Genomic DNA, 22,863 nt, shown 5'->3' on the forward strand with positions numbered 1-22,863 from the left:
CACGCCGCGTTCGGCGGCTACAAGAAGTCCGGCGTCGGTCGCGAGACGCACAAGATGATGCTCGACCACTACCAGCAGACCAAGAACCTGCTGGTGAGCTACGACATCAACCCGCTGGGCTTCTTCTAGTAGGACCCCGGACCGGCCGCGACCGCTCTTTCCCGGAGCGGTCGCGCCGGCTCGTGAAACACGCCGCCGAGGCTGACGGCGGCGCCCCTTCCACCTCCTCGCCAGGCCGATTGCAGAGCGGCTGGCATAGCTATTGCCTGCGTTCACCACGTACAGCACACCACCGGGAAAACCGGGGTCGATAACAACAAGATTGAGGTGAAAAACCCATGTCCCTCGAACAAACCGGCCATGCGCCCGCAACTTCCGGGGTCGACTTCGAAAGCGTCGACGCCGACTACTTCCAACACCGTCAACTGAAGAAAGGCGCCGCCGGCTGGGTCCTGCTGGTCGGGCTCGGCGTCGCCTACGTGATCTCCGGCGACTACGCCGGCTGGAACTTCGGCCTGGCCCAGGGCGGCTGGGGCGGGATGTTCCTCGCCACCCTGCTGATGGCCACCATGTACCTGTGCATGTGCTTCTCGCTCGCCGAGCTGTCTTCGATGATCCCTACCGCCGGCGGCGGCTACGGCTTCGCCCGCAGCGCCTTCGGGCCCTGGGGCGGCTTCCTCACCGGCACCGCGATCCTCATCGAATACGCCATCGCCCCGGCGGCCATCGCCTGCTTCATCGGCGCCTACTGCGAGTCGCTGTTCGGCGTCGGCGGCTGGCTGATCTACCTGGTGTTCTACATCGTATTCATCGGCATCCACATCCTCGGCGCCGGCGAGGCGCTGAAGCTGATGTTCGTCATCACCGCGGTGGCGGCCATCGCCCTCGGCGTGTTCATTGTCGCGATGGTTCCGCACTTCGACTCGGCCAACCTGTTCAACATCCCGCAGACCGCGGCGACCGGCGCCAGCAGCTTCCTGCCGTTCGGCTATGTCGGGGTCTGGGCGGCGATCCCCTACGCGATCTGGTTCTTCCTCGCCGTCGAAGGCGTGCCGCTGGCCGCCGAGGAAACCAAGAACCCCAAGCGCGACCTGCCGCGCGGACTGATCGGCGCCATGTTGGTGCTTCTCGCCTTCGCCGCACTGATTCTGGTCGTCGGTCCCGGGGCCGCCGGAGCCAAAGAGCTGATGGGCTCGGGCAATCCCCTGGTGGAAGCGCTGGAGTCGGCCTACAAGGGTTCGACCTGGATGAGCCAGTTCGTCAACCTGGTCGGCCTGGCCGGGCTGATCGCCAGCTTCTTCTCGATCATCTATGCCTACTCGCGGCAGATCTTCGCCCTCTCCCGCGCCGGCTACCTGCCGCGCAGCCTCTCGCTGACCAACCGCAAGAAGGCGCCGGTACTGGCCCTGGTGGTGCCGGGGGTGATCGGCTTCGGCTTGTCGCTGACCGGCCAGGGCGACCTGCTGATCCTGGTCGCGGTGTTCGGCGCGACCATCTCCTACGTGCTGATGATGGCCGCGCACATCACCCTGCGCATCCGCCGCCCGGACATGCAGCGCCCCTACCGCACCCCTGGCGGCATCCTCACCTCCGGCGTAGCCCTGGCGCTGGCCTGCGTCGCGGTGGTCGCCGGCTTCCTGGTCGACCCGCGGGTCGTGGTCGGCGCGGTGGCGATCTACGCTGTACTGATCGGCTACTTCGCCCTGTACAGTCGGCATCACCTGGTGTCCGGCACCCCGGAAGAAGAGTTCGCCGCGATCCAGGCGGCGGAACAGGACCTGCGCTGAGAGCGACAACGACAAAGCCCGGCCCGCCGCATGGCGAGGCCGGGCACTGGAGACACACATGGCACGTTTCACCCATAGCGTCGGCGGCGAAACCTACCGCTTCGACAGCCTCAAGGACGTGATGGCCAAGGCCAGCCCCGCGCGCTCCGGCGATTTCCTCGCCGGCGTCGCGGCGAGCAACGACGGCGAGCGGGTCGCCGCGCAGATGGCCCTGGCCGACATCCCGCTCAAACACTTCCTCGACGAGGCGCTGATTCCCTACGAGGACGACGAGGTCACCCGCCTGATCATCGACACCCACCAGCGCGACGCCTTCGCCCCGGTGTCCCATCTCACCGTCGGCGGCTTCCGCGACTGGCTGCTCGGCGACGCCGCCGACGAGGCCAGCCTGCGCGCCCTGGCTCCGGGCCTGACGCCGGAAATGGCAGCGGCGGTATCGAAGATCATGCGTGTCCAGGACCTGGTCCTGGTGGCGCAGAAGATCCGCGTGGTCACCCGCTTCCGCAACACCCTCGGCCTTCGCGGCCGGCTCTCCACCCGCCTGCAACCAAACCACCCGACCGACGACCCGGCCGGAATCGCCGCGAGCATCCTCGACGGCCTGCTGTTCGGCAATGGCGACGCGATGCTCGGGATCAATCCTGCCACCGACAGCATGGCCTCGATCTGCGCCCTGCTGGAGATGCTCGACGCGATCATCCAGCGCTACGAGATTCCTACCCAGGCCTGCGTGCTGACCCACGTCACCAGCTCCATCGAGGCGATCAACCGCGGCGTGCCGCTGGACCTGGTGTTCCAGTCGATCGCCGGCACCGAGGCGGCCAATGCCAGCTTCGGCATCAGCCTGAAGATCCTCCAGGAAGGCTACGAGGCCGGGCTCAGCCAGAAGCGCGGCACCCTAGGCAACAACCTGATGTACTTCGAGACCGGCCAGGGCAGCGCGCTCTCGGCCAACGCCCACCACGGCGTCGACCAGCAGACCTGCGAGACCCGCGCCTATGCGGTGGCTCGTCACTTCAAGCCGTTCCTGGTGAACACCGTGGTCGGCTTCATCGGTCCCGAGTACCTGTACAACGGCAAGCAGATCATCCGCGCCGGCCTGGAAGACCACTTCTGCGGCAAGCTGCTCGGCGTGCCGATGGGTTGCGACATCTGCTACACCAACCATGCCGAGGCCGACCAGGACGACATGGACATGCTCCTGACCCTGCTGGGCGTCGCCGGGATCAACTTCATCATGGGCATTCCCGGCTCCGACGACGTGATGCTCAACTACCAGACCACCTCCTTCCACGACGCCCTCTATGCGCGCCAGACGCTGGGCCTGAAGCCGGCGCCGGAATTCGAGGACTGGTTGCAGCGGATGGGAATCTTCACCCAGGCCGACGGGCGCATCCGCTTCGGTGACGAGTTACCGCCGGCGTTCCGCCAGGCCCTGGCGCAACTGGCCTGAGGAGATGCCGATGAACGACAAGCACCTGCCCGACGCCAGCGCCGAGAACCCCTGGCTGCCGCTGCGCCAGCTGACCCCCGCGCGGATCGCCCTGGGCCGCACCGGCACCAGCCTGCCGACCCGCCCGCAACTGGACTTCCAGTACGCCCACGCCCAGGCGCGCGACGCCGTGCACCTGCCCTTCGACCATGCGGCCATCAGCGACGGCCTGCGCCAGCGCGGCCGCGACAGCCTGCTGCTGCACAGCGCCGCCGCCGACCGCCACGTCTACCTGCAACGCCCGGACCTCGGCCGGCGCCTCGACGAGGCCTCGGTGCAACGCCTGCGCGAACACGCCGCCGGCTACGACGGGCAGATCGACCTGGCCATCGTGGTCGCCGACGGCCTCTCCGCGCTGGCCGTGCAGCGTCACACCCTGCCCTTCCTCGAACGCCTGGAGGAACAGGCGCTGGCCGAAGGCTGGTCGCTGTCGCCGGTGGTCCTGGTGGAACAGGGACGGGTGGCGGTGGCCGACGAGATCGGTGAATTGCTGCGGGCGAAGATGAGCGTGATCCTGATCGGCGAGCGTCCCGGCCTCAGCTCGCCGGACAGCCTCGGCCTGTACTTCACCTGGGCCCCGCGGGTCGGCCTCACCGACGCCTATCGCAACTGCATCTCCAACGTCCGCCTGGAAGGCCTCAGCTACGGCATGGCCGCGCACCGCCTGCTCTACCTGATGCGCGAGGCCTGCCGGCGGCAGCTTTCCGGGGTCAACCTGAAGGACGAGGCGGAGGTCCAGGCGCTGGACGGCGAGGCTCCGCGCACCGGCAACTTCCTCCTGGCGAGGGACTGAGCCTCCCGGCCGAAGGATGGGCCGGCGCGCGTCGCCCCTCCTTCGGCCGATTCAAACGTTCGCTTGGATTGCGCTTTCCAGGGAGATTGGGCAGCATCGAAGCGTTGCTGGCATGCAGCCTGCATCGTCCCGGCAGCCCCTTCCCGCAATGCGAGGCCCGTCATGCGAATCGTGCAAGCCACCCTCGAACACCTCGACCTGCTGGCGCCGCTGTTCGTCAAGTACCGCGAATTCTACGGCATGCTCTCCTACCCCGAGTCCTCGCGGAAATTCCTCGAGAAACGCCTGCGCCGCAAGGAGTCGGTGATCTACCTGGCGCTGGCCGACGAAGAAGACCGGCTGCTCGGTTTCTGCCAGCTCTATCCGAGCTTCTCCTCGCTGTCGCTCAAGCGCGTCTGGATCCTCAACGACATCTACGTCGCCGAGGAGGCGCGCCGGCAACTGGTCGCCGACCACCTGCTGCAACACGCCAAGCAGATGGCCCGGGAAACCCATGCGGTGCGCATGCGTGTCTCCACCAGCGTCGACAACGAGGTAGCGCAGAAAGTCTACGAGTCGATCGGCTTCCGCGAAGACCAGGAGTTCAAGAACTACACCCTGCCGATCAGCGACGAACTAAGCTGAAGACAAAGGCACGGCACCTCCCAACCGATCGCTCAGAGCAGAGGCATCCATGGGTTCGCGCACCTGGCACTGGCCCGGCGTCCTGCTCGGCCTGCTCCTCGCCACGGCCGGCGCGCAGGCCGACACCCTGCGCGTGGCGACCCTCGACTGGGCGCCCTACGTCGGCCCCGACCTGCCGGGCAAGGGCCTCGCCAGCCGCATCCTAGACGAAGCCCTGGCCCTCGACGGGCACCGCGCCGAACTGGTGTTCCTGCCCTGGCAACGTGCCCTGAAGGAAGCCGCCGAGGGGCGCTTCGACGCTCTCATGCCGGCCTACCTGTCGCCCGAGCGGCGCGAACTGTTCCACGCCACCATCCCCCTGCTCGACTCGCAACTGGGCTTCTTCCGCCAGCGCGAGCGCCTGCTGCCGGTCAATCCCGCGCATCTGGAAAGCCTGCGTCCGTACCGCATCGGCGTGGTCCGCGGCTACGTCAACCGGGAGGATTTCGACGCCGACCGCAGCCTGACCAAGGACGCGGTGACCAACGACTGGCAGAACCTCGAGAAGCTCCTGCGCGGGCGTATCGACCTGGCCGTGGTCGATCGCTACACCGGCTACCACCTGCTGGCGCGCAACGTGCCGGCGCTGAAGGATCGCCTGGTGTTCATCGAACCGCCGCTGGAGGTCAAGCCGCTCTATGTACTGGTGCCGAAAAGACACGCCCGCGGCGCCGCCCTTGCCGCCAGCCTCGACCGCAACCTGCGCCTGATGCGTCGCAGCGGCCGGCTGGAACAACTGATCGCCGAAGCACACCTCGAACGCAGCGGGCAGACCCGCACGCTGGCCGTCGATCCGTTAACCGGCCAGGCCGACCAGCAGCGCAGCCCCGGCCAGGAGCAGGACCAGGGCCAGCACGCCCCGTTGCAACCGGCGTGGCGCGAAGACCCGCTGGGGATGCGCTAGCGGCTTCTGCAAGGCCAGCCAGAATTCCGACAACGCTTCGAAGCGCCCCTCCGGACGCGGCGCCAGGGCCCGCGCCAATACCCCATCCCAGCCGACCGGCAGGTCCGCCTGACGCTCGCCCAGGGGCTCGTAGCGGCATCCGCCGTCGCTCTCCGGGCAGGCGATCGACGGCCAGCGACCACAGAGCAGCCAATAGAACAGCGCCGCCAGGGCGAACTGGTCGGCCCGGCCATCGAGCGCCTCGCCGCGACGCAACTCCGGCGCCAGCGGCACGCTGTCCGCAGGCAGCGCCTGGCGCGCCACCCCCGGCAGGATCGCCGCCGCCTCGGGGAGGAACAGCAGGCGCCCGCCCTCGTCCAGCAGGATCTGCCGCGGCGCCAGCCACAAGCCCTGTACGCCGCGCCGCTGCAAGGCGCGAACCGCATCGATAAGTTGCTCCAGGAGGACCAGCGCGCATTGCGGTTCCAGCGGCAGGTGCGCTGGCGCCCAATCCAGCAGGCTGCGCATCGGCCAGCGCGGCGGAGCGAACAACTGGAAGGCATGACGACGCAACCGGGGCGACGACAATACTCGCGGCAGGCTCTCCGCACGGCAGCGCCGCAATGCCCATTCGCGCTGCCAGAACGCTTCGTCGGCATCGACCGCCGCGAGCAGCAGCAACGCCTCGCGTCCTTGCTCGTCGCAGGCGCGGAATAGCCGCCCGGGCGGGCCGAACGCGCAAGCTGCCTGCAAGGTCCAGCCATCCACGCAGTCGCCGGGGCACGCCGCGCCCAGCGCTGGCCAGCCGGTATGCCGTGGCGCCGCCGGGGCGCGCTCGAGCGCCCCCGGCAAGACCAGCGCCACCGCCCCCGGCGCATGCAGCAACGGCTGCAGCACGCCCTCCAGGCGCCCCGTGGCCAGCCCCGCACAACGCTCTCCGAGGGCGCGCAGGTCGGCCACTTCGAGCAGCGGCTGGGGCGCCAGCAACAAGGGCTCGCCGGCCACCTGGGTCAGGTTGTGCTGGACCAGCGCCAGCTCCGCGCTGCTACCCAGCGGCTGGCCGCTCCCTCCCAGGCGCTGCAGGCTGCCCTGGCGATAACGCAGCAGGCCGACGGCGCCGCACTGGAGAAAGTGCACGCCTCCGGCATGGACCAGCAGCAACCCCGCCGCCAGCTCGAGCACGCCCGGCTCGCCTTCGCGGCGCCGGCGATAGAGCTGCATGTTCAGCGAAGCCAGGACCTGCCGCGCCGCCTGCGCTTCCGGCCAACCCTCGGGGGTACAGGCGTAGTCGGCGAACAGGGCGTCGAGATGGCCTTCGATGGCCTGCACCACGTTGGCGCAACCGCGTCCCCAGAGCAGCGCCAGGAGAAACGCCGGAGCCCGTCCGGGGCGAGGCGCGAGCCATTCGGCGCGAACCCGCGCGGCCTGCCCCGGGAGGTCGCGCCCGGCGCCCAGGGCGAGACTGAGCGGTGGCTGGGCAAAAGGCTGGAGTGTCATCGCACGCCCTTCCCTGCTAGAAATTTCTCCTGTTCTTGCAGACTTTATGCCGACCAATTTCGGAAAAATTACCGAAACATCCTGCAATCAGTGGTTTTGCCGGGATCGCGACAAACAGCCCCCCACCCATCCGGACGCCCCCCTATAATGGCGGCCCTCTGCCGCTCAACGCGTTGTCTCCGCAGGTTGCTCAATGGACTTCAACCCAATCGATCTGATTCTCCACCTGGATACCTACCTGGCCATGCTGGTCAGCAACTATGGCGTCTGGATCTACGCCATCCTGTTCCTGGTGATCTTCTGTGAAACCGGCCTGGTGGTGACTCCGTTCCTCCCCGGCGACTCGCTGCTGTTCATCGCCGGCGCCATCTGCGCCACCGGCGGCATGGACCCATGGCTGCTCGGCGGGCTGCTGATGGTCGCGGCGATCACCGGCGACAGCACCAACTACGTGATCGGCCGGACCCTCGGCAAGCGGCTGTTCAGCAACCCCGACTCGAAGGTATTCCGCCGCGACTACCTCGACCGCACCCATGAGTTCTACGAACGCCACGGCGGCAAGACCGTGACCCTGGCGCGCTTCCTGCCCATCGTGCGGACCTTCGCGCCCTTCGTCGCCGGCATGGCGAAGATGCACTACCCGCGCTTCGTCATGTTCAGCGTGGTGGGCACCGTGGCCTGGGTCGGCGGCCTGGTGACCCTGGGCTACTTCTTCGGCAACGTGCCGTTCATCAAGAAGAACCTGTCGCTGCTGGTGATCGGCATCATCCTGCTGTCGCTGCTGCCGATGATCCTCGGCTTCATTCGCCATCGCCTGCAGGCGAGCGCCGCCAAACAGGCCAAGGCCCAGAGCGACTGAGCATGTGGTCGTTCCGCGCCTGGCGGCGCCGGCGCCTGCTGGCACGCCACCCGGTGGCCGAAGAGCTCTGGCAGCGGGTACGCCGGCACCTGCCGATCCTCGACGGCCTGGACGCCGACGAGGACCGCCGCCTGCGCGAGCGGGCCGTGCTGTTTCTCGCCGACAAGCACCTGACCGCACTCGCCGGCGTCGATCTCGACGACTTCGGCCGCCTGCTGCTGGCGGCGCAGGCGCAACTGCCGCTGTTGCACCTGCCGGAGCTGAACTGGTACCAGGGCTTCCACGAGCTGGTGCTGTATCCCGATGATTTCGTCAGCCCGCAGAAACACCGCGACGCCAGCGGCGTAGTCCATGAGTTCGACGACGAACGCAGCGGCGAGACGTCCCTGCAAGGGCCGGTGGTCCTGGCCTGGCCCGGCGTCGTCGGCGGGGGTGGCTGGGATGCCTACAACCTGGTGATCCACGAACTGGCGCACAAGCTGGACATGCTCAACGGCGACGCCAACGGCCTGCCGCCGCTGCACGCCGGCATGCGCATCGGCGACTGGGCGAGCGCCATGCAGGCCGCCTACGACGAGATGAACGCCCTGCTCGACCGCGACCCCGACGCGCAGACCGCCATCGACCCCTATGCGGCGGAAGATCCGGCGGAGTTCTTCGCCGTTACCAGCGAGTATTTCTTCACCGCCCCGGATCTCCTCCACGAGGCCTATCCGGCGGTATACCGGCAGCTCCAGTTGTTCTACCGCCAGGACCCGCTGCAACGCCTGCGCCGCCTGCAGGCCGAGCATCCGGACTACCGCGAGGCGGCGGGCGACACGACTAACGGCTGAATGCCGGTACATGGCATCGACAACCGAATATGCCTATAATCGCGGCCTCTTTTTTGGCCAGAAACCTCTGGAGTCACCCATGAGCTACAGCAAGATCCCGGCCGGCAAGGACCTGCCGAACGACATCTACGTCGCTATCGAGATTCCGGCCAACCATGCGCCGATCAAGTACGAGATCGACAAGGACACCGACTGCCTGTTCGTCGACCGTTTCATGGCCACCCCGATGTTCTACCCGGCCAACTACGGCTTCATCCCGAACACCCTGGCCGACGACGGCGACCCGCTGGACGTGCTGGTGGTGACCCCCTATCCGGTCGCTCCCGGTTCGGTGATCCGCGCGCGCCCGGTTGGCGTCCTGCACATGACCGACGAGGCAGGCGGCGACGCCAAGCTGATCGCCGTGCCGCACGACAAGCTGAGCGTCCTGTACAAGGACGTGAAGGAATACACCGACCTGCCGGCCCTGCTGCTGGAGCAGATCAAGCACTTCTTCGAGAACTACAAGGATCTCGAGAAAGGCAAGTGGGTCAAGGTCGAAGGCTGGGGCAACGCCGACGCCGCCCGCGCCGAGATCACCAAGGCCGTGGCCGCGTTCCAGAAGTAAGCGCGCCTCGCCGAAAAGAAGCCCCGCAGCCGCGGGGCTTTTTCATTCTCCCTCGCCGACCGCCAAGGTCGGTCTCGCCACCCCGCTCCGCTCAGTCGACCGTCGCCACGCTCTCCAACCGATATCCGTAGCCGTAGATGGTCAGCAACTGCCAACCGCGCTCGGCGGTCAGGCCAAGCTTGTTGCGCAGGCGATAGATGTGGGTATCCAGCGGCCGCGAGGACAACACTTCCTCGTGGGGCCAGAAGCGCTCGTAGAGATATTCCCGCGACAACGGCCGTCCCAGGTTGGCGAACAGGCAGCGGGCCAGGCGGTATTCGCGTTCGGTCAGGCTGATCGGCGCGCCGGCCCGGGTCACGGTCAGCTCGGCATCGTCGAAGCTGAGGTCGTTGAAAGTCTGCACCTCATGCTGCGCGGGACGCGTTCCCCCGTGGCGACGCAGCACGGCGGCTACCCGCGCCTTCAGTTCGTTGGGCCGGAACGGCTTGCTGACATAGTCGTCGGCGCCGCTGTTCAACGCCTGCACGATGTCCTGTTCGGCGTCACGGCTGGTCAGCATGATCGCCGGCGGCGGCGCATCCAGATGCTCGCGGCTCCAGCGCAGCAATTGCAGGCCGCTGAGGTCCGGCAACTGCCAGTCGAGGATCAGCAGGTCGAAGGTTTCCCGCTTGAGCTGCTTGAGCAGGTCCTCGCCACGGGCGAAACGGTGCACCGTCCAGGCCTGTTCGCCCTGCGCGGGTATCTGCTGCAAGGTCTGCTCGACCCGGTCCAGTTCGGCCGACTCGTCGTCCAGTATCGCGACACGCATAAAAGCTGGTCCTGTTCAATCGGGCTAACGCCCCTTTTTCGCTCCAGGAACGGCGAATTACGTACAAATCTGAAGAATTGTGACGAATCTCTCTGGTCGCGACCAGCCCTTGATAGCCTGATTCCAAATAGCCATTAAGCGGGACGAAGAGCCCGCGAGCCAGCGCCAGCCTGACCTATCAAGGAGTCGTAGCCATGGGTTTCCGGCCAGTTAGCCAACGTTTGCGTGACATCAACCTGCAGGCCCTCGGCAAGTTTTCCTGCCTTGCCCTGGTCCTCGGCCTGGAATCGGTAAGCCATCCGGCCGGCCCGGTCCAGGCCCCGTCGTTCAGCCAGGGCACCGCCAGCCCGTCCTTCGCTACTCCGCTCGGCCTCGACGGCCCGGCCCGCGCCAGGGCCGAGATGTGGAACGTCGGCCTGTCCGGCGCCGTCAGCGTGCGTGACGAGTTGCGCTGGGTGTTTTGAACGCGACGAATCTGAAATAGCGCGGAAGAATCTGAAGAAATATGGCAAATCTCACAGCAGACAAATCGCGCTTGGTAGATTTCCAACCGCTGAGTAGGCCAAGGAGCAAATGGATTGCTCCGACACAGGGATGTGTAAACCCGCTCCGGCGGGCCGTGGAACGAGACCACTCGAACCACAGTCAGGGGTCGGTAACGGACGATCGCCCCAGGCAACCGAGCCAATCCCCCCAGGGCTGGCTTCGACACACGGATGTGTCATCTCCCCTTCCTTGTTCGAATCATCCCCTCCCGCTATCCGGACGCCTCGATCCGCGTCCCATCCTGGATCTGAAAAGGACCTCATCATGAAGCAATACGGAGCAGAGTTCTTCGGCACCTTCTGGCTGGTATTGGGCGGCTGCGGCAGCGCAGTACTCGCTGCCGGCGTACCGGAACTGGGAATCGGCTACCTCGGCGTGGCCCTGGCGTTCGGCCTCAGCGTGCTGACCATGGCCTATGCCATCGGTCCGATCTCCGGCGCCCACCTGAACCCCGCGGTATCGGTAGGCCTGTGGGTCGGCGGGCGCTTCCCGGCCAGCCAACTGCTGCCCTATGTCGTCGCCCAGGTCCTCGGTGGCCTCGCCGCCGGCGGCGTGCTGTACCTGATCGCCAGCGGCAAGGCCGGCTTCGACCTGGCCGCCGGCTTCGCCTCCAACGGCTACGGCGAACACTCGCCGGGCGGCTACTCGTTGCAAGCCGCGCTGGTCAGCGAAGTGGTACTTACCGGCATGTTCCTGCTGATCATCCTCGGCGCCACCTCCAAGCGCGCGCCGCAGGGCTTCGCGCCGATCGCCATCGGCCTGACCCTGACCCTGATCCACCTGATCAGCATCCCGGTCACCAACACCTCGGTGAACCCGGCGCGCAGCACCGCGGTCGCCCTGTACGTCGGCGACTGGGCGGTTTCCCAGCTGTGGCTGTTCTGGGTCGCGCCGATTCTCGGTGCGGTACTCGGCGCCCTGGCCTATCGCCTGATCGGCGACAAGAACGACTGAACCGAAGCGCCTGGCCCAACCGCCAGGCGCTGCGGCCGAGGAAACGACAAGGGAGCCTGCGGGCTCCCGATGTCGTTGCAAGGATTGCGAAACCGGCGCCCGATCAGGCAGATTGCAGCCTGACCGGACCGCCAGCGATACCTGACCCGCCGCCCAGTGAAGCCTATGACAGCCCTCGCCCTTACTTCCCGATCCCTCTTTCCGGCTTGCGCCGCCCTGGCGCTGGGCGGACTGTTGACGCTGCTCGCCGGCTCCGTCGCGGCCGCGCCGGCCAAGACGAAACGGCCGCCGTTCATCGAGCAGGGCGAAACGTGCCTGCCCCAGCCGCTCCCCGCCAGCGTGCTCTATCTCGCCGGCGACGCCTGGAAGCTCGACGCCAAGGGCAACCAGACGCCCCTGGAAGAAGGCATGGACATCGACGAACTGGAAGGCGTCAAGACCTCTCCGACCGCCTTCGTCAGCCTGCTGCTCGGCGACGGCAGCCGCATCGTCCTGCCCTCCAGTTCGGAAGTCACCCTGCACCTCGACGAGGACACCGGCATTCCGCAGATCGCCCTGCGCGCGGGGCAGGTCGAGTCCTATGTCCTGAAGAGAAAGAGCGATCACGACCGCTTCCAGGTGCTGACCCCGGTCGGCGTACTGGGCGTGCGCGGTACCCACTTCCGCGCCCGCACCGAAGACGGCCAGGCGCTGACCGAAGTGCTCGACGGGCGCGTCGCGGTGAACCGCGAGCTGACCAGCGACGACCTGCCGCTCAACGGCAGGCGCCCGGCCCGCAAGGCGGCGCAGGCCGAGCCGGACGAGGACGTGCTGGTCGACGCCCGCCGCGGCCTGAAGGTCAAGCCGCAGGGCAAGCTGACGCCGGTGGACCTGCTACCCGCCCCGCAATTGCGCGGCCAGGGCGGCGAGCACGGCGAGTCTCCGGTTTGGAAGCTCTATCTTGCCCCGCTGCACGGCGCCAAGCGCTACCGTGCCCAGGTAGCCAGCGATCCGGACTTCCTGCGCATCCAGCAGGAGCGTTTCTCGAGCACCCCGGAAGTCTGTTTCAGCGGACTCAAGGCGGCCTTCTACCACGTCCGTCTCTCGGCCTTCGACAACGACGGACTGGAGGGCGAGACCAGCGTATACGACATTCTCTACTACCCGCGAGGCGGCAGTGCCCGATAGGGCACCGGGGCCTCGCCGATGAAGGCGCTCGACCGCCAGGACGAGCCCAGCCAGGCGCAGCGGCTGTTCCGCGGCCTGGTGCGCGAATGGCTGCTGGTCAGCCTGCTGCTCCTTCCGCTCACCGCCCTGCTTTCGCTGAGCAGCGGCCTGCCGCTGAACAACCTGCTCTACGACCGCCTGCGCAACCTCGCCCCGCTGGCCGTCGATCCGCGCATCCTCGTCGTCGCCATCGACGACCGTAGCCTGGAAAGCCTCGGTCGCTGGCCCTGGCCGCGCAGCGTCCACGCCGAGCTGCTGGATCGCCTGGCCGCCGCCGGCGCACGCAGCGTACTGCTCGACGTGATCTTCAGCGAACCCTCCTCCAATCCGGACAGCGACCGCCAGTTGGCAAGATCGCTGTGCCGGGCCGGCAACGTCCTCCTGCCACTGCTGCGCGAAAGCGTGCCGCGCTACGGCGAACCGCCACGGGAGATACCGCCGACCGCGCCGCTGGCCGGCTGCGCCGCCGGCATCGGGCATATCAACGTCGAAGCGGACAGCGACGGCACGGTGCGCAGCGTCTACCTGCGCGAAGGACCGCTCGGCCAGCCGCGCCCGCTGCTCGCCTGGCAAGCATTCGCCGATGCCGGCGCCATGCCCATGCCCGGCCTCGACGACATGCGCAACCTGCCCGGCTGGCAGCGTGACCACGCCATCCGCATTCCCTTCATCGGTGCCGACGCGGGCTTCCCCAGCGTGCCCTACGTCAGCGTGTTGCGCGGCGAGGTGCCAGACAGCCTGCTGCGCGACCGCCTGGTCCTGGTCGGCGCCACCGCGCCGGGCCTCGGCGACCGCTATGTCACCCCGCTGTCGGCCAGCCTCGGCACCACGCCGGGGGTGGAGATCCAGGCCAACATTCTCAACGGCCTGTTGCAGCAGCGCACCGCCGTCGACCTGCAACCCTGGCTCGCCGCCCTGCTCTCCGCCGCCAGCGTAGCGCTGCTGCTCGGCCTGATGCTGTTCCGCTCGCGCCACGCCTTGCTCCTCACCCTGGCCTGCGCGGCCCTGGCCCTGGGTCTTTCCTGGGCGCTGCTGCTCAACGGCTGGTGGTGGTCGCCGCTGGCCAGCCTGGTCGGCCTGCTGCTGGCCTACCTGATCTGGAGCTGGCGCCGGCTGAACGCGGTGCTCGCCTACTTCGGCTGGGAACTGGCGCGCCTCGACCGCGAGCCCAAGGTGCTGCCCGAGCGGGCCAGCCCCCCGCGCGCCGGCAACGATCCATTGCAGAACCGCATCGCCGCCCTGGAGCAGGCGGTCAGCCGCACCCGCGACAGCCGGCGGTTCATGGCCGACGGCCTGGAAGGCCTGCCGGTGGCGACCCTGATCTGCGACCCGCAGGGGCAGATCCTGCTGGCCAACCGCAAGGCACGCGACCTGTTCGGCGGCGAGCTGCGCGGCGCCGAACTGCGCCAGCGCCTGGCCGGACTCGGCCATCCGAGCCTCGCCGGTGGCGCCCGCCCAACGCTGGAAACCCTTGAAGCCATCGAGTTCCGCGACCACCGGGAACGCGACCTGCGCCTCGACCTGGCGCGCCTGCTGCCGGTCGAAAGCGAAACCGCCATCGGCTGGCTGGTGAGCCTGATCGACCTGAGCGCCGAACGCGATGCCGAGCGCCAGCGCGCCACCCTCCTGCGCTTCCTCTCCCATGACCTGCGCGCGCCGCACTCGGCGATCCTCGCCCTGCTCGACGTCCGCCCCGCCGAGGACGAAGCCGGCCAGCAGGTCTACCGACAGATAGAGCAGCAGGTCCGTCGCGCCCTGGGCCTGACCGACGCCTTCGTGCAACTGGCCAAGGCCGAATCCGACGCCTACCGCTTCGAAGCGTGCATGTTCACCATGTTGGCGATGGACGCCGCCGACCAGCTCTGGCCCCTCGCGCAACAGAAAGACATCGACCTGCGGCGCGACTGGGACGACGAGCAGGAACCGATGGTCTGGGCCGACCCCGGCCTGCTCACGCGCGCGCTGTTCAACCTGCTGGAGAATGCGGTCAAGTACAGCCCGGCGGGGACCGTCGTCAGCCTGAGCATCCGCCTCGAAGGCGACTGGCTGAGCTGCCGGATCGTCGATCAGGGCAAAGGTATCGCGGCCGCCGAACTACCGCGCCTGTTCAGCCAGTACCAGCGCTTCGCTTCCGCCGAGGGCAGCGCCGGCCTGGGCCTGGGGCTGGCCATGGTCAAGACGGTGATCGACCGGCACGGCGGCAGAATCGGCTGCCAGAGCCAGGTTGGCCAGGGCACCACTTTCGAGATTCGCCTTCCGCTGCTGAAAGGCGAGGAATAACCGCTACTGGCGGAAGTCGGGTTTTCCTCCAACTTGCATTGGTCTCGAAGTTCGGAAGATCCAGGCGGCCGGGCTATTCCGCTTCCCGTCTATCGAAACGGCAACTGCCTTCCCTCGTGAAACTCCGCAGGGGGAATCGACGCGTCCCCAACATAGGCACCAGCGAGCGCGACATGGCCGCGTTCCCACAGCGGAACCAAGGCGCTGCGCCAGCTACAGGGCTGCCCTGGAAGTCTCGATAACTTCCATCTTTTAACGAGAGTTCGTAGGAAGTTTCCCAACAATATAAGTAACTAATCTCAAAAAGAGCCCACTGGAAAAACCAGCCAATAACTCCCGGTAATCTACCGCGCTCATGCGATCCCCTACGCATAACAGCAAACGGCTCAACTTCCAGTGAAACCATGATCGACATAGACAGACTGAGCAAACGCTTTTCCGGCCGGACGGTGGTAAACGACTTGAGCTTCCGCATCGACCGGGGAGAGATCGTCGGTCTCCTCGGCCCCAACGGAGCGGGCAAGTCGACCACCCTGAAGATGCTTTCCGGCTTCCTCGCGCCGAGCGCCGGCAGCGTACGCATCTTCGGCTTCGACATGCAGGACAAGGCGCGCCAGGCACAGAAGCTGATCGGCTACCTGCCGGAGAACGCTCCCAGCTACGGAGAAATGACGGTCGAGGGCTTTCTCGCCTTCGTCGCGTCCATCCGCGACTACAGCGGACGGGAAAAACGTCGGCGCATCGACAGCGCCATGGACTGCATGGATCTGCGGGATGAGCGCAGGAGCATCATCGAAACCCTGTCCAAGGGCTTCAAGCGCCGCGTCGCGCTGGCCCAGGCGATCCTCCACGATCCCGAGCTGCTCCTGCTCGACGAGCCCACCGACGGCCTCGACCCGAATCAGAAGCACCAGGTCCGGCAACTGGTGAAGAACCTCTCGGAAAGCAAGATCGTGGTGATTTCCACGCACATCCTCGAGGAAGTCTCGTTCATGTGCAGCCGCGCCCTGGTGATCAACGGCGGCCGCCTGCTGGCCGACAACACCCCGGGCGAACTCAGGACCCGCAGCCGCTACCACCATGCCGTCAGCCTCAGCATCGAAGCACCGGTAGACCCGCTGGCCATCGCCATGCTCCCCGGCGTCGCCGGTATCGAAGGACGCCCCGACCGGGCCGGCACCCTGACCATTCTGGCCCGCCCCGGCGCGCAGATCCTTCCCGCGCTCAACCGCCTGATCCACGGCAGCGGCTGGCGGGTATCCGGGGTGCGTACCGAACACGGCCAACTGGAAGAAGTGTTCCGCCAACTGACCCGAGAAAACCCCGCATGACCGCCATCGGCACCATTTTCAGACGCGAGCTGGGCAGCTACTTCGCCACGCCGCTCGCCTATGTGTTCACCCTGGTATTCCTCGTCCTCTCCGGCGTGGCCACCTTCTACCTGGGCGATTTCTTCGAGCGCGGCCAGGCCGACCTGGCGCCGTTCTTTTCCAGCCTGCCCTGGCTCTACCTCCTGCTGATCCCCGCGCTGGCCATGCGCCTGTGGGCCGAGGAGCGCAAGTCCGGCTCCATCGAGATGCTGATGACCCTGCCCGTCTCCCGCGCCACCCTGGTCACCGGCAAGTTCCTCGCGGCCTGGTTCTGCGCCGGGCTGGCGTTGCTGCTGACCTTCCCGATGCCGCTGACGGTGAACTACCTCGGCTCGCCCGACAACGGCGCGATCATCGCCGGCTACCTGGCCGGCTGGCTGCTGTCCGGCGGCTACCTGGCCATCGGATCCTGCATGTCGGCGCTGGCGAAGAACCAGATCATCGCCTTTGCCCTGACCGTTCTCGTCTGCCTGCTATTCGTCGGCGCCGGCACTCCCCACGTACAACAGGCGCTCTCCGGCTGGCTTCCGCAATGGCTGCTGGACGGCATTGCCTCGCTGAGCGTGCTGGTCCGTTTCGAGGCGCTCGGCCGGGGCGTGCTCGACGTCCGCGACCTGGCCTACTTCTGCAGCCTGATCGTCGCCTGGCTGGTCGCCACCACCATCGTCATCGACCTGAAAAAGGCAGCGTAGGAAACATCCATGAAACGAACCCTGTACTCGGGCGTCGGCCTGCTGCTGGTCGGCCTGCTGTTCCTCGCTTTCAACCTGCTGTCCAGCCTGCTGCTGCGCGACCAGCAGTTCGACCTCACCCAGCAGAAGCTCTACACCTTCAGCGCCGGCACCCAGGAAGTCCTCGACAGTCTCGACGAACCGCTCAACCTCTACCTGTTCTTTTCGAAAAGCCGCGCCAGTGATCTGCCCGCCCTGCGCAACTACGCCCGCCGCGTCGAGGAGGTGCTGGACCTCTATGCACGGCGGAGCCATGGCAATGTCCGATTGTTCGTGATCGATCCCCTGCCATTCTCCGACGACGAGGACCGTGCCGCGCGCTTCGGCCTGCAGGCGCCGCCCATCGGCCCGAATGGCGAAGCCATCTACTTTGGCCTGGCGGCCACCAACCCGACCGACGGCCTCCAGGTGATCCCGTTCTTCTCGCCGGAAGAAGAGCCGCTTCTGGAATACGATCTCAGCCGCCTGGTCCAGGCACTCGCACAGCGGGAACGCACGGTAGTCGGCCTGATGAGCTCGCTGCCGATGACCGGGCAGGCGCCCACCGACGGGCAGCCGGGCAGCAGGCCCTGGGCGATGATGGACAAGCTCTACCAACAGTTCGACATCCGCACCCTGGGGCTCGCTTCGACGGAAATCCCCGCCGAAGTCTCGGTGTTGATGCTGGTGCACCCCAGGCAATTGTCCGAACAGACCCAATACGCCATCGACCAGTTCGTCCTGCGCGGCGGCAAGCTGCTGGCCTTCGTCGACCCTCTGAGTCTCGCCGATGCAGACGGCGGGAAAAGCTCCGACCTGGCCCCGTTGCTGCGCTCCTGGGGCGTCCAGTTGCGGCCGGATACCCTGCTGGCGGATGCCTCGTTCGCCATGATCAAGCCCAACGCCGAACGTCGCCCGGAGCGCAATCCGACCTGGCTACACCTCCCCGGCGACACGTTCCCCCACGACAACGTGCTGACCACCGGCCTGGAAAGCCTCAACCTCGCCAGCGTCGGCCTGCTCGAACCTCTCGGCGGAGCCTCGACGCGCTTCATTCCGTTGCTGCACAGCTCGGCGCACAGCATGCCGCTGTCGCTGGAACGCTTCCGCCAATCCTCGACGGAGCAGCTCAACGCGACCCTGGTCCCGACCGGGGAACGCTACGTGCTGGCCGCCAAGGTCGAGGGGCCGGCGACGAGTGCCTTCCCTGCGGACCGCGGGAAGCAAGGCGAAGGCCTGAGCGACAGCGCGAACATCCATGTGCTGTTGGTCGCCGATACGGACCTGCTGAGCAATCCGCTCTGGCTCCAGGAACAGCCCGGCCACAATGAGCCGCAGGTATGGGCGGACAACGACCTGTTCGTCGGCAATGCCCTCGACTACCTCTCCGGTTCGGACGCGCTGATCGACCTACGCTCGCGAGGCCATACGAAGCGCCCGTTCACCCGCGTGGAAGCGCTCCGCCGCGAGGCCGGGCTGCGCGCCCAGGAACAGCTCAACGCGCTGCAGCAAAGCCTCAACGACACCGACAGGAACCTGCGCACCTTGCAGCAATCGATGGACGCCGGCGACCAGGAGGTGACTCCGGAAATGGAAGCGACGCTGCGCCGCTTCATCGATGACAAATTGCGCATCCGCCAGCAACTGCGTCAATTGCAGTTCCAGCTGAATGCCGATGTCGAGCGCCTGGGGGAACAGGTGAAACTGGCCAATACGGTCCTGCTGCCGGCACTGCTCACCCTGTTCCTCCTGCTGCATTGGAGCTGGCGCAGCATGCGCCGGAGGAGGGGCTGACATGCGCCTGCGTAACGTAGCGGGACTCGCTCTCGCCCTGGCGCTGTTCGCCGGAATCTTGGGCTGGCTCCACGAACGGCAGCAACCGCCCGCGCAACCGCCTGCGAGCCGCGCCTGGCTGCCAGGGCTGAAACCGCACCAGGTGACCGCGCTGTGCATCGCCACCCCCGGCCAACCGACGATCCGCGCCAGGCGCGATGGCAAGGACTGGACGCTCGCCAGCAAGGACGGCTATCCCGCCTCGGGGGAAACCATCCGGCAGCTGTTGCGCAGCCTGGCCGACGCGCGCCTGCTGGAGGAAAAGAGCGCCTCGCCGGAAAACCGCGAACGCATGGGACTCTCCGACCAGGGCAAGGGCCAGGCCAGCCGGATCACCCTGGAGCGCGGCGACGCGCCGCCGCTGGTCCTGTTGCTGGGCAAGCGCACCTCGCAGGGCGGGCAGTTGGTCAGGCAGGCCGACGATGAGGGGGCCTGGCTGATCGACCGAACGGTCGGCCTGCCGGTCAACGACCTGGCCCTGCTCGACCCTCGGTTGACCGACCTGCCATTCGAACAGTTGCGCGAACTGACCCTGTCCTATGGCAACGGCGTACGGCTGAACATTTCCCGAGCCAGTGAAAAGGACGATGGCATCCGCCTGCGACAGTTCCCATCCAGGCCACAGTTGATGGGCGAGGCGGAAGCCGAGCAGGCCGCACGCCTGTTCGCTGCGCTCAGGCTGCTGGAGGTCGCGCCGGCCAAGGCCTCGCGGCAAAAACCGCTGCTGACCTTCACGCTCAAGAGTTTCGCCGGCGGCACGCTGCAGGGCCAGCTTCTGGAACTGGAGCGCCAGTACTGGTTGCAACTGACCGACAGCAAGGGCTTCGCCGACGGGCAGGTCTCAGCCGTCAAGGGTTGGCGCTACCGCGTGGAGGGTCTGAGTCCGGATACCGCTCCCGCGCCCCAGCCACCCAAGGCATCGCCGGTGAAGCAAAGCAAGCCGGCCAAGCCCTCGTCGCCCAAGTGCTGAGCGCTCTCGCCAGGCGCCGCTCGCAGCCGGCGAAATAGAGCCCCGCGGGATGCTGGGCAGGACTGGCCGAGTTTGCTAGAGTAGCGCTTCCTTCACGAGCCCTCGGCTCGTCGATGCAGAATTCCTAAGGCAGGCGCGGCTTATCAGAAGTAAGCCAACCCCACCCCAGAAAAGCCGGCCACAAGCCGGCTTTTTTAATGCCTCCGCACAACCCCAGCCAACCGCCGTTCTCTAGGCCTCCAGAAGCTTGCGGAACAGCCCGGCAAGTGTCGCCTGGCGCTCGAAGCCGATACCAGGCGATTGTGGCAATCCCGCCAATCCCGAGGAAAACGGCAGGGCACCGGCGAAATCGTCGAATGGCCGGAAAGCCGACGGCGTAGCCTCGGCCCAGCCCAGGCGCAGGGCCGCCACCAAGTGCAGGCTGAACAGGTAGCCGGCGTGCGGGCGGAAGGCCGCGCGCGGCCAACCCCGGGCGCACAGGTGGTCGAGTATCGCCAGGTAGCCCGGCAGGCCATAGCAATGCACGGGGTCGAACACCAGCACGTCGCGCTCCCGCCGCACGCCGCCATAGAGATCCAGCAAGCGAGCCTCGGCCAGAGAGAACAAGGCCTCGCCGGCACCGATGGGCCCCGGATAGATATCCGCCACTTCGGCCTGGGTAGGGAAATCGTGGGGGTCGCAGATGTCCTCGAACCACCACAACCCCAGCGGCGCCAGGGCTTTCGCTGCGTCGACCGCGCCCTCCGCGTCGTAGCGGTTCATCGCGTCGACCGCCAGCCGCGAAGCGTCGCCGAGAACCCGCAGCGCCCTGTCGATACGGCGCCGGTCCTGGTCCAGCCCGGCCGCGCCGATCTTGATCTTGGCGTGGGTGTAGCCGAGATCGACGAAGCGCCGCAGTTCCTCTTCCAGGCGTCCCAGGTCGTCGTGCGGATAGGGGTAGCCGCCGCCGGCGTAGACCGGTACGCGCTGCGGATAGTCTTCCGCCAGCCCCAGGCGTCGCGCCAGGAAGCGATGCAGCGGCAGGCCGGCGGCCTTGGCCGCGGCATCCCACAGCGCCATGTCCAGGGCGCCCACCGCGACGCAGCGTTCGCCGTGGCCGCCGGGCTTCTCGTCGCGCATCATCAGGTCCCAGGCACGCAACGGATCGATGCCACTGCCGTCGTCGCTCGCCAGGCTGTCCGCCGGAGCCCCCAGCAGGCGCGGGGCGAAACGCTCGCGGATCAGCCCGCCCTGGGCGTAGCGCCCTACCGAGGCGTGGCCGTAGCCGACCACACGCCGACCGTCGCGCACGATATCGGTGAGCACCGCCACCAGGCTGGTGCTCAAACCACCGGTGGCAGCCGCCACGCCGGCGTAACGGGAAAGGGGAATACTGCGTTCCCGGACCTCCTGGATGCGCATCGCCTGTCGGCTCCTCCTCGCTGGACCTCTCTCCACCTTAGCCAAGGCCGCCGCCATGGTCGTCCCGATCGGTCGTAGCGACCTTCCGCCGATTTGCCCGGCCCCCGCCCCTCTGCTAGTGTCGCGGGGTTTTGTACACCTCGCCGAGACTCCCCCGATGGCCCGCAAGAAAACCCTCGATTTCGAACAGTCCCTCACCGAGCTGCAAACCCTGGTGGAACGCCTGGAAAGCGGCGAGCTGTCGCTGGAAGAGTCGCTGGGCGCCTTCGAGCAGGGCATCCGCCTGACCCGCGAATGCCAGACGTCGCTGAGCCAGGCCGAACAGAAGGTACAGATCCTCCTCGAACGCGACGGCGAGCTCAGCGAAGCGCCGTTCGATGCGGAAGGCGACGAGGCATGATCGCGGCCTACCAGGCGCGCTGCCAGGCGCGCGTCGATGCCGCCCTGGACGCCCTGTTCGTCGCTCCCCGCGAAGAACTGCAACGCCTCTACGAGGCCATGCGCTACAGCGTGATGAACGGTGGCAAGCGGGTTCGCCCGCTGCTCGCCTACGCCGCCTGCGAGGCCCTCGGCGGAGCGCCGCAGCGCGCCGACGCCGCGGCCTGCGCGGTGGAGCTGATCCATGCCTACTCGCTGGTCCACGACGACCTGCCGGCGATGGACGACGACGACCTGCGCCGTGGCCAGCCGACCACCCACCGGGCCTTCGACGAAGCCACCGCGATCCTCGCCGCCGACGGCTTGCAGGCGCTGGCCTTCGAAGTGCTCGCCGACACCCGGCGCAATCCGCAGGAACATGCCGTCTGTCTGGAAATGCTCACCCGCCTGGCGCGCGCCGCAGGCTCCGCCGGCATGGTCGGCGGCCAGGCGATCGACCTCGGCTCGGTCGGCGTGGCCCTCGACCAGGCGGCCCTGGAAGTCATGCACCGGCACAAGACCGGCGCGCTGATCGAAGCCAGCGTGCGCCTCGGCGCCCTCGCCAGCGGTCGCGCCGAGCCCGCCTCGCTGGCCGCCCTGGAGCGCTACGCCGAAGCGATCGGCCTGGCCTTCCAGGTGCAGGACGACATCCTCGACGTGGAAAGCGACACCGCCACCCTCGGCAAGACCCAGGGCAAGGACCAGGCGCACAACAAGCCGACCTATCCCGCCCTGCTCGGCCTGGAGGCCGCCAAAGGCTATGCCCTGGAGCTGCGCGACCTGGCCCTGGCCGCCCTCGACGGTTTTCCGCCGAGCGCCGACCCGCTGCGCCAACTGGCCCGCTACATCGTCGAGCGACGCAACTGACCGACGGGTCGTCGGAAGTCCCCGGCAAAGGTAGGGGCTCCCTTGCTTGGGCGCGGCCGGTGCATCAGGTAAACTGCTGGCCTCTCC

22 protein-coding genes are annotated in these 22,863 nt (G+C 67.3%); 19 read left to right on the top strand and 3 right to left on the bottom strand.

Annotation, left to right across the window (positions count from 1 at the left end):
- The 6 genes from LJF27_RS25595 to LJF27_RS25620 form a co-directional block, all read left to right on the top strand.
- The coding region (locus LJF27_RS25595; protein WP_073664670.1) for an aldehyde dehydrogenase family protein at positions 1-129 on the top strand (129 nt) is incomplete at its 5' end.
- A 209-nt stretch (positions 130-338) separates the two neighbouring features.
- Positions 339-1,787 (top strand): ethanolamine permease, encoded by a 1,449-nt coding sequence (gene eat, locus LJF27_RS25600; protein ID WP_003093230.1) that lies wholly within the window; start codon positions 339-341, stop codon positions 1,785-1,787.
- Positions 1,788-1,845: 58 nt separating this feature from the next.
- The gene (locus LJF27_RS25605) at positions 1,846-3,240 is read left to right on the top strand and encodes an ethanolamine ammonia-lyase subunit EutB (RefSeq protein ID WP_003093232.1); all 1,395 of its coding nucleotides are present in this window, start codon (positions 1,846-1,848) and stop codon (positions 3,238-3,240) included.
- A gap of 10 nt (positions 3,241-3,250) precedes the next feature.
- Positions 3,251-4,072, top strand: a complete 822-nt coding sequence (gene eutC, locus LJF27_RS25610; protein WP_003114907.1) for an ethanolamine ammonia-lyase subunit EutC — start codon at positions 3,251-3,253, stop codon at positions 4,070-4,072.
- A 162-nt stretch (positions 4,073-4,234) separates the two neighbouring features.
- Positions 4,235-4,696, top strand: coding sequence for a GNAT family N-acetyltransferase (locus LJF27_RS25615; RefSeq protein WP_003093235.1), 462 nt, complete (start codon positions 4,235-4,237; stop codon positions 4,694-4,696).
- Positions 4,697-4,745: 49 nt separating this feature from the next.
- Positions 4,746-5,639: a substrate-binding periplasmic protein gene (locus LJF27_RS25620; protein ID WP_003102782.1), complete on the top strand. Its 894-nt coding sequence runs from the start codon at positions 4,746-4,748 to the stop codon at positions 5,637-5,639.
- On the opposite strand, the gene LJF27_RS25625 is transcribed toward LJF27_RS25620, so the two are convergent.
- Positions 5,532-7,115, bottom strand: coding sequence for a hypothetical protein (locus tag LJF27_RS25625; RefSeq protein WP_003114908.1), 1,584 nt, complete (start codon positions 7,113-7,115; stop codon positions 5,532-5,534). The two genes, LJF27_RS25620 and LJF27_RS25625, sit on opposite strands and share 108 nt — an antisense overlap.
- 193 nt (positions 7,116-7,308) lie before the next feature.
- On the opposite strand from LJF27_RS25625, the gene LJF27_RS25630 reads away from it, so the two are divergent.
- The 3 genes from LJF27_RS25630 (at position 7,309) to ppa (ending at position 9,414) form a co-directional block, all read left to right on the top strand.
- Positions 7,309-7,974: a DedA family protein gene (locus LJF27_RS25630; RefSeq protein WP_003093241.1), complete on the top strand. Its 666-nt coding sequence runs from the start codon at positions 7,309-7,311 to the stop codon at positions 7,972-7,974.
- 2 nt (positions 7,975-7,976) lie between these two features.
- Positions 7,977-8,807 carry a zinc-dependent peptidase gene (locus LJF27_RS25635; RefSeq protein ID WP_003093244.1) on the top strand — a complete coding sequence of 277 codons (831 nt, stop codon included), beginning with the start codon at positions 7,977-7,979 and terminating at the stop codon, positions 8,805-8,807.
- Positions 8,808-8,886: 79 nt separating this feature from the next.
- Positions 8,887-9,414, top strand: coding sequence for an inorganic diphosphatase (gene ppa, locus LJF27_RS25640; protein WP_003093248.1), 528 nt, complete (start codon positions 8,887-8,889; stop codon positions 9,412-9,414).
- 91 nt (positions 9,415-9,505) lie between these two features.
- Here the strand turns inward: ppa and LJF27_RS25645 are convergent, their stop codons facing one another.
- Positions 9,506-10,222 carry a response regulator transcription factor gene (locus LJF27_RS25645; RefSeq protein ID WP_003093250.1) on the bottom strand — a complete coding sequence of 239 codons (717 nt, stop codon included), beginning with the start codon at positions 10,220-10,222 and terminating at the stop codon, positions 9,506-9,508.
- A 194-nt stretch (positions 10,223-10,416) separates the two neighbouring features.
- On the opposite strand from LJF27_RS25645, the gene mucE reads away from it, so the two are divergent.
- From mucE to LJF27_RS25685, 8 genes are all read left to right on the top strand, one after another.
- Positions 10,417-10,686, top strand: a complete 270-nt coding sequence (mucE, locus tag LJF27_RS25650) for a mucoid induction factor MucE (protein WP_003093256.1) — start codon at positions 10,417-10,419, stop codon at positions 10,684-10,686.
- 346 nt (positions 10,687-11,032) lie between these two features.
- Entirely contained in the window at positions 11,033-11,722 is a 690-nt protein-coding gene (gene aqpZ / locus LJF27_RS25655; protein WP_003102790.1) for an aquaporin Z, read from the top strand.
- Between the two features lie 165 nt (positions 11,723-11,887).
- The gene (locus LJF27_RS25660; RefSeq protein ID WP_023102855.1) at positions 11,888-12,889 is read left to right on the top strand and encodes a FecR family protein; all 1,002 of its coding nucleotides are present in this window, start codon (positions 11,888-11,890) and stop codon (positions 12,887-12,889) included.
- A gap of 18 nt (positions 12,890-12,907) precedes the next feature.
- Positions 12,908-15,208, top strand: coding sequence for a CHASE2 domain-containing protein (locus LJF27_RS25665; RefSeq protein WP_023102854.1), 2,301 nt, complete (start codon positions 12,908-12,910; stop codon positions 15,206-15,208).
- Positions 15,209-15,612: 404 nt separating this feature from the next.
- A complete protein-coding gene (locus LJF27_RS25670) occupies positions 15,613-16,539 on the top strand; it encodes an ABC transporter ATP-binding protein (RefSeq protein WP_019726736.1) in 927 nt (308 codons plus the stop codon).
- On the top strand, positions 16,536-17,270 hold the full coding sequence (locus LJF27_RS25675) for an ABC transporter permease (RefSeq protein ID WP_003102804.1): 735 nt from the start codon (positions 16,536-16,538) through the stop codon (positions 17,268-17,270). Before LJF27_RS25670 ends, LJF27_RS25675 begins: the two co-directional genes overlap by 4 nt.
- Before the next feature lie 9 nt (positions 17,271-17,279).
- On the top strand, positions 17,280-19,082 hold the full coding sequence (locus tag LJF27_RS25680) for a GldG family protein (protein ID WP_003114912.1): 1,803 nt from the start codon (positions 17,280-17,282) through the stop codon (positions 19,080-19,082).
- A 1-nt stretch (position 19,083) separates the two neighbouring features.
- On the top strand, positions 19,084-20,091 hold the full coding sequence (locus LJF27_RS25685) for a DUF4340 domain-containing protein (protein WP_003102810.1): 1,008 nt from the start codon (positions 19,084-19,086) through the stop codon (positions 20,089-20,091).
- Between the two features lie 231 nt (positions 20,092-20,322).
- Here LJF27_RS25685 and LJF27_RS25690 read toward each other — a convergent pair whose 3' ends face one another.
- Complete coding sequence (locus tag LJF27_RS25690) at positions 20,323-21,492, bottom strand: mandelate racemase/muconate lactonizing enzyme family protein (protein WP_003114914.1); 1,170 nt, start codon at positions 21,490-21,492, stop codon at positions 20,323-20,325.
- Positions 21,493-21,649: 157 nt separating this feature from the next.
- On the opposite strand from LJF27_RS25690, the gene LJF27_RS25695 reads away from it, so the two are divergent.
- Together LJF27_RS25695 and LJF27_RS25700 are read left to right on the top strand one after the other, a co-directional pair.
- The gene (locus tag LJF27_RS25695; RefSeq protein ID WP_003093283.1) at positions 21,650-21,892 is read left to right on the top strand and encodes an exodeoxyribonuclease VII small subunit; all 243 of its coding nucleotides are present in this window, start codon (positions 21,650-21,652) and stop codon (positions 21,890-21,892) included.
- Positions 21,889-22,776 carry a polyprenyl synthetase family protein gene (locus tag LJF27_RS25700; protein ID WP_003114915.1) on the top strand — a complete coding sequence of 296 codons (888 nt, stop codon included), beginning with the start codon at positions 21,889-21,891 and terminating at the stop codon, positions 22,774-22,776. Before LJF27_RS25695 ends, LJF27_RS25700 begins: the two co-directional genes overlap by 4 nt.
- The last annotated feature ends 87 nt before the right edge of the window (positions 22,777-22,863 follow it).

It is taken from the genome of Pseudomonas sp. 203-8 (assembly GCF_020708595.1).
Lineage (GTDB): Bacteria > Pseudomonadota > Gammaproteobacteria > Pseudomonadales > Pseudomonadaceae > Pseudomonas > Pseudomonas aeruginosa.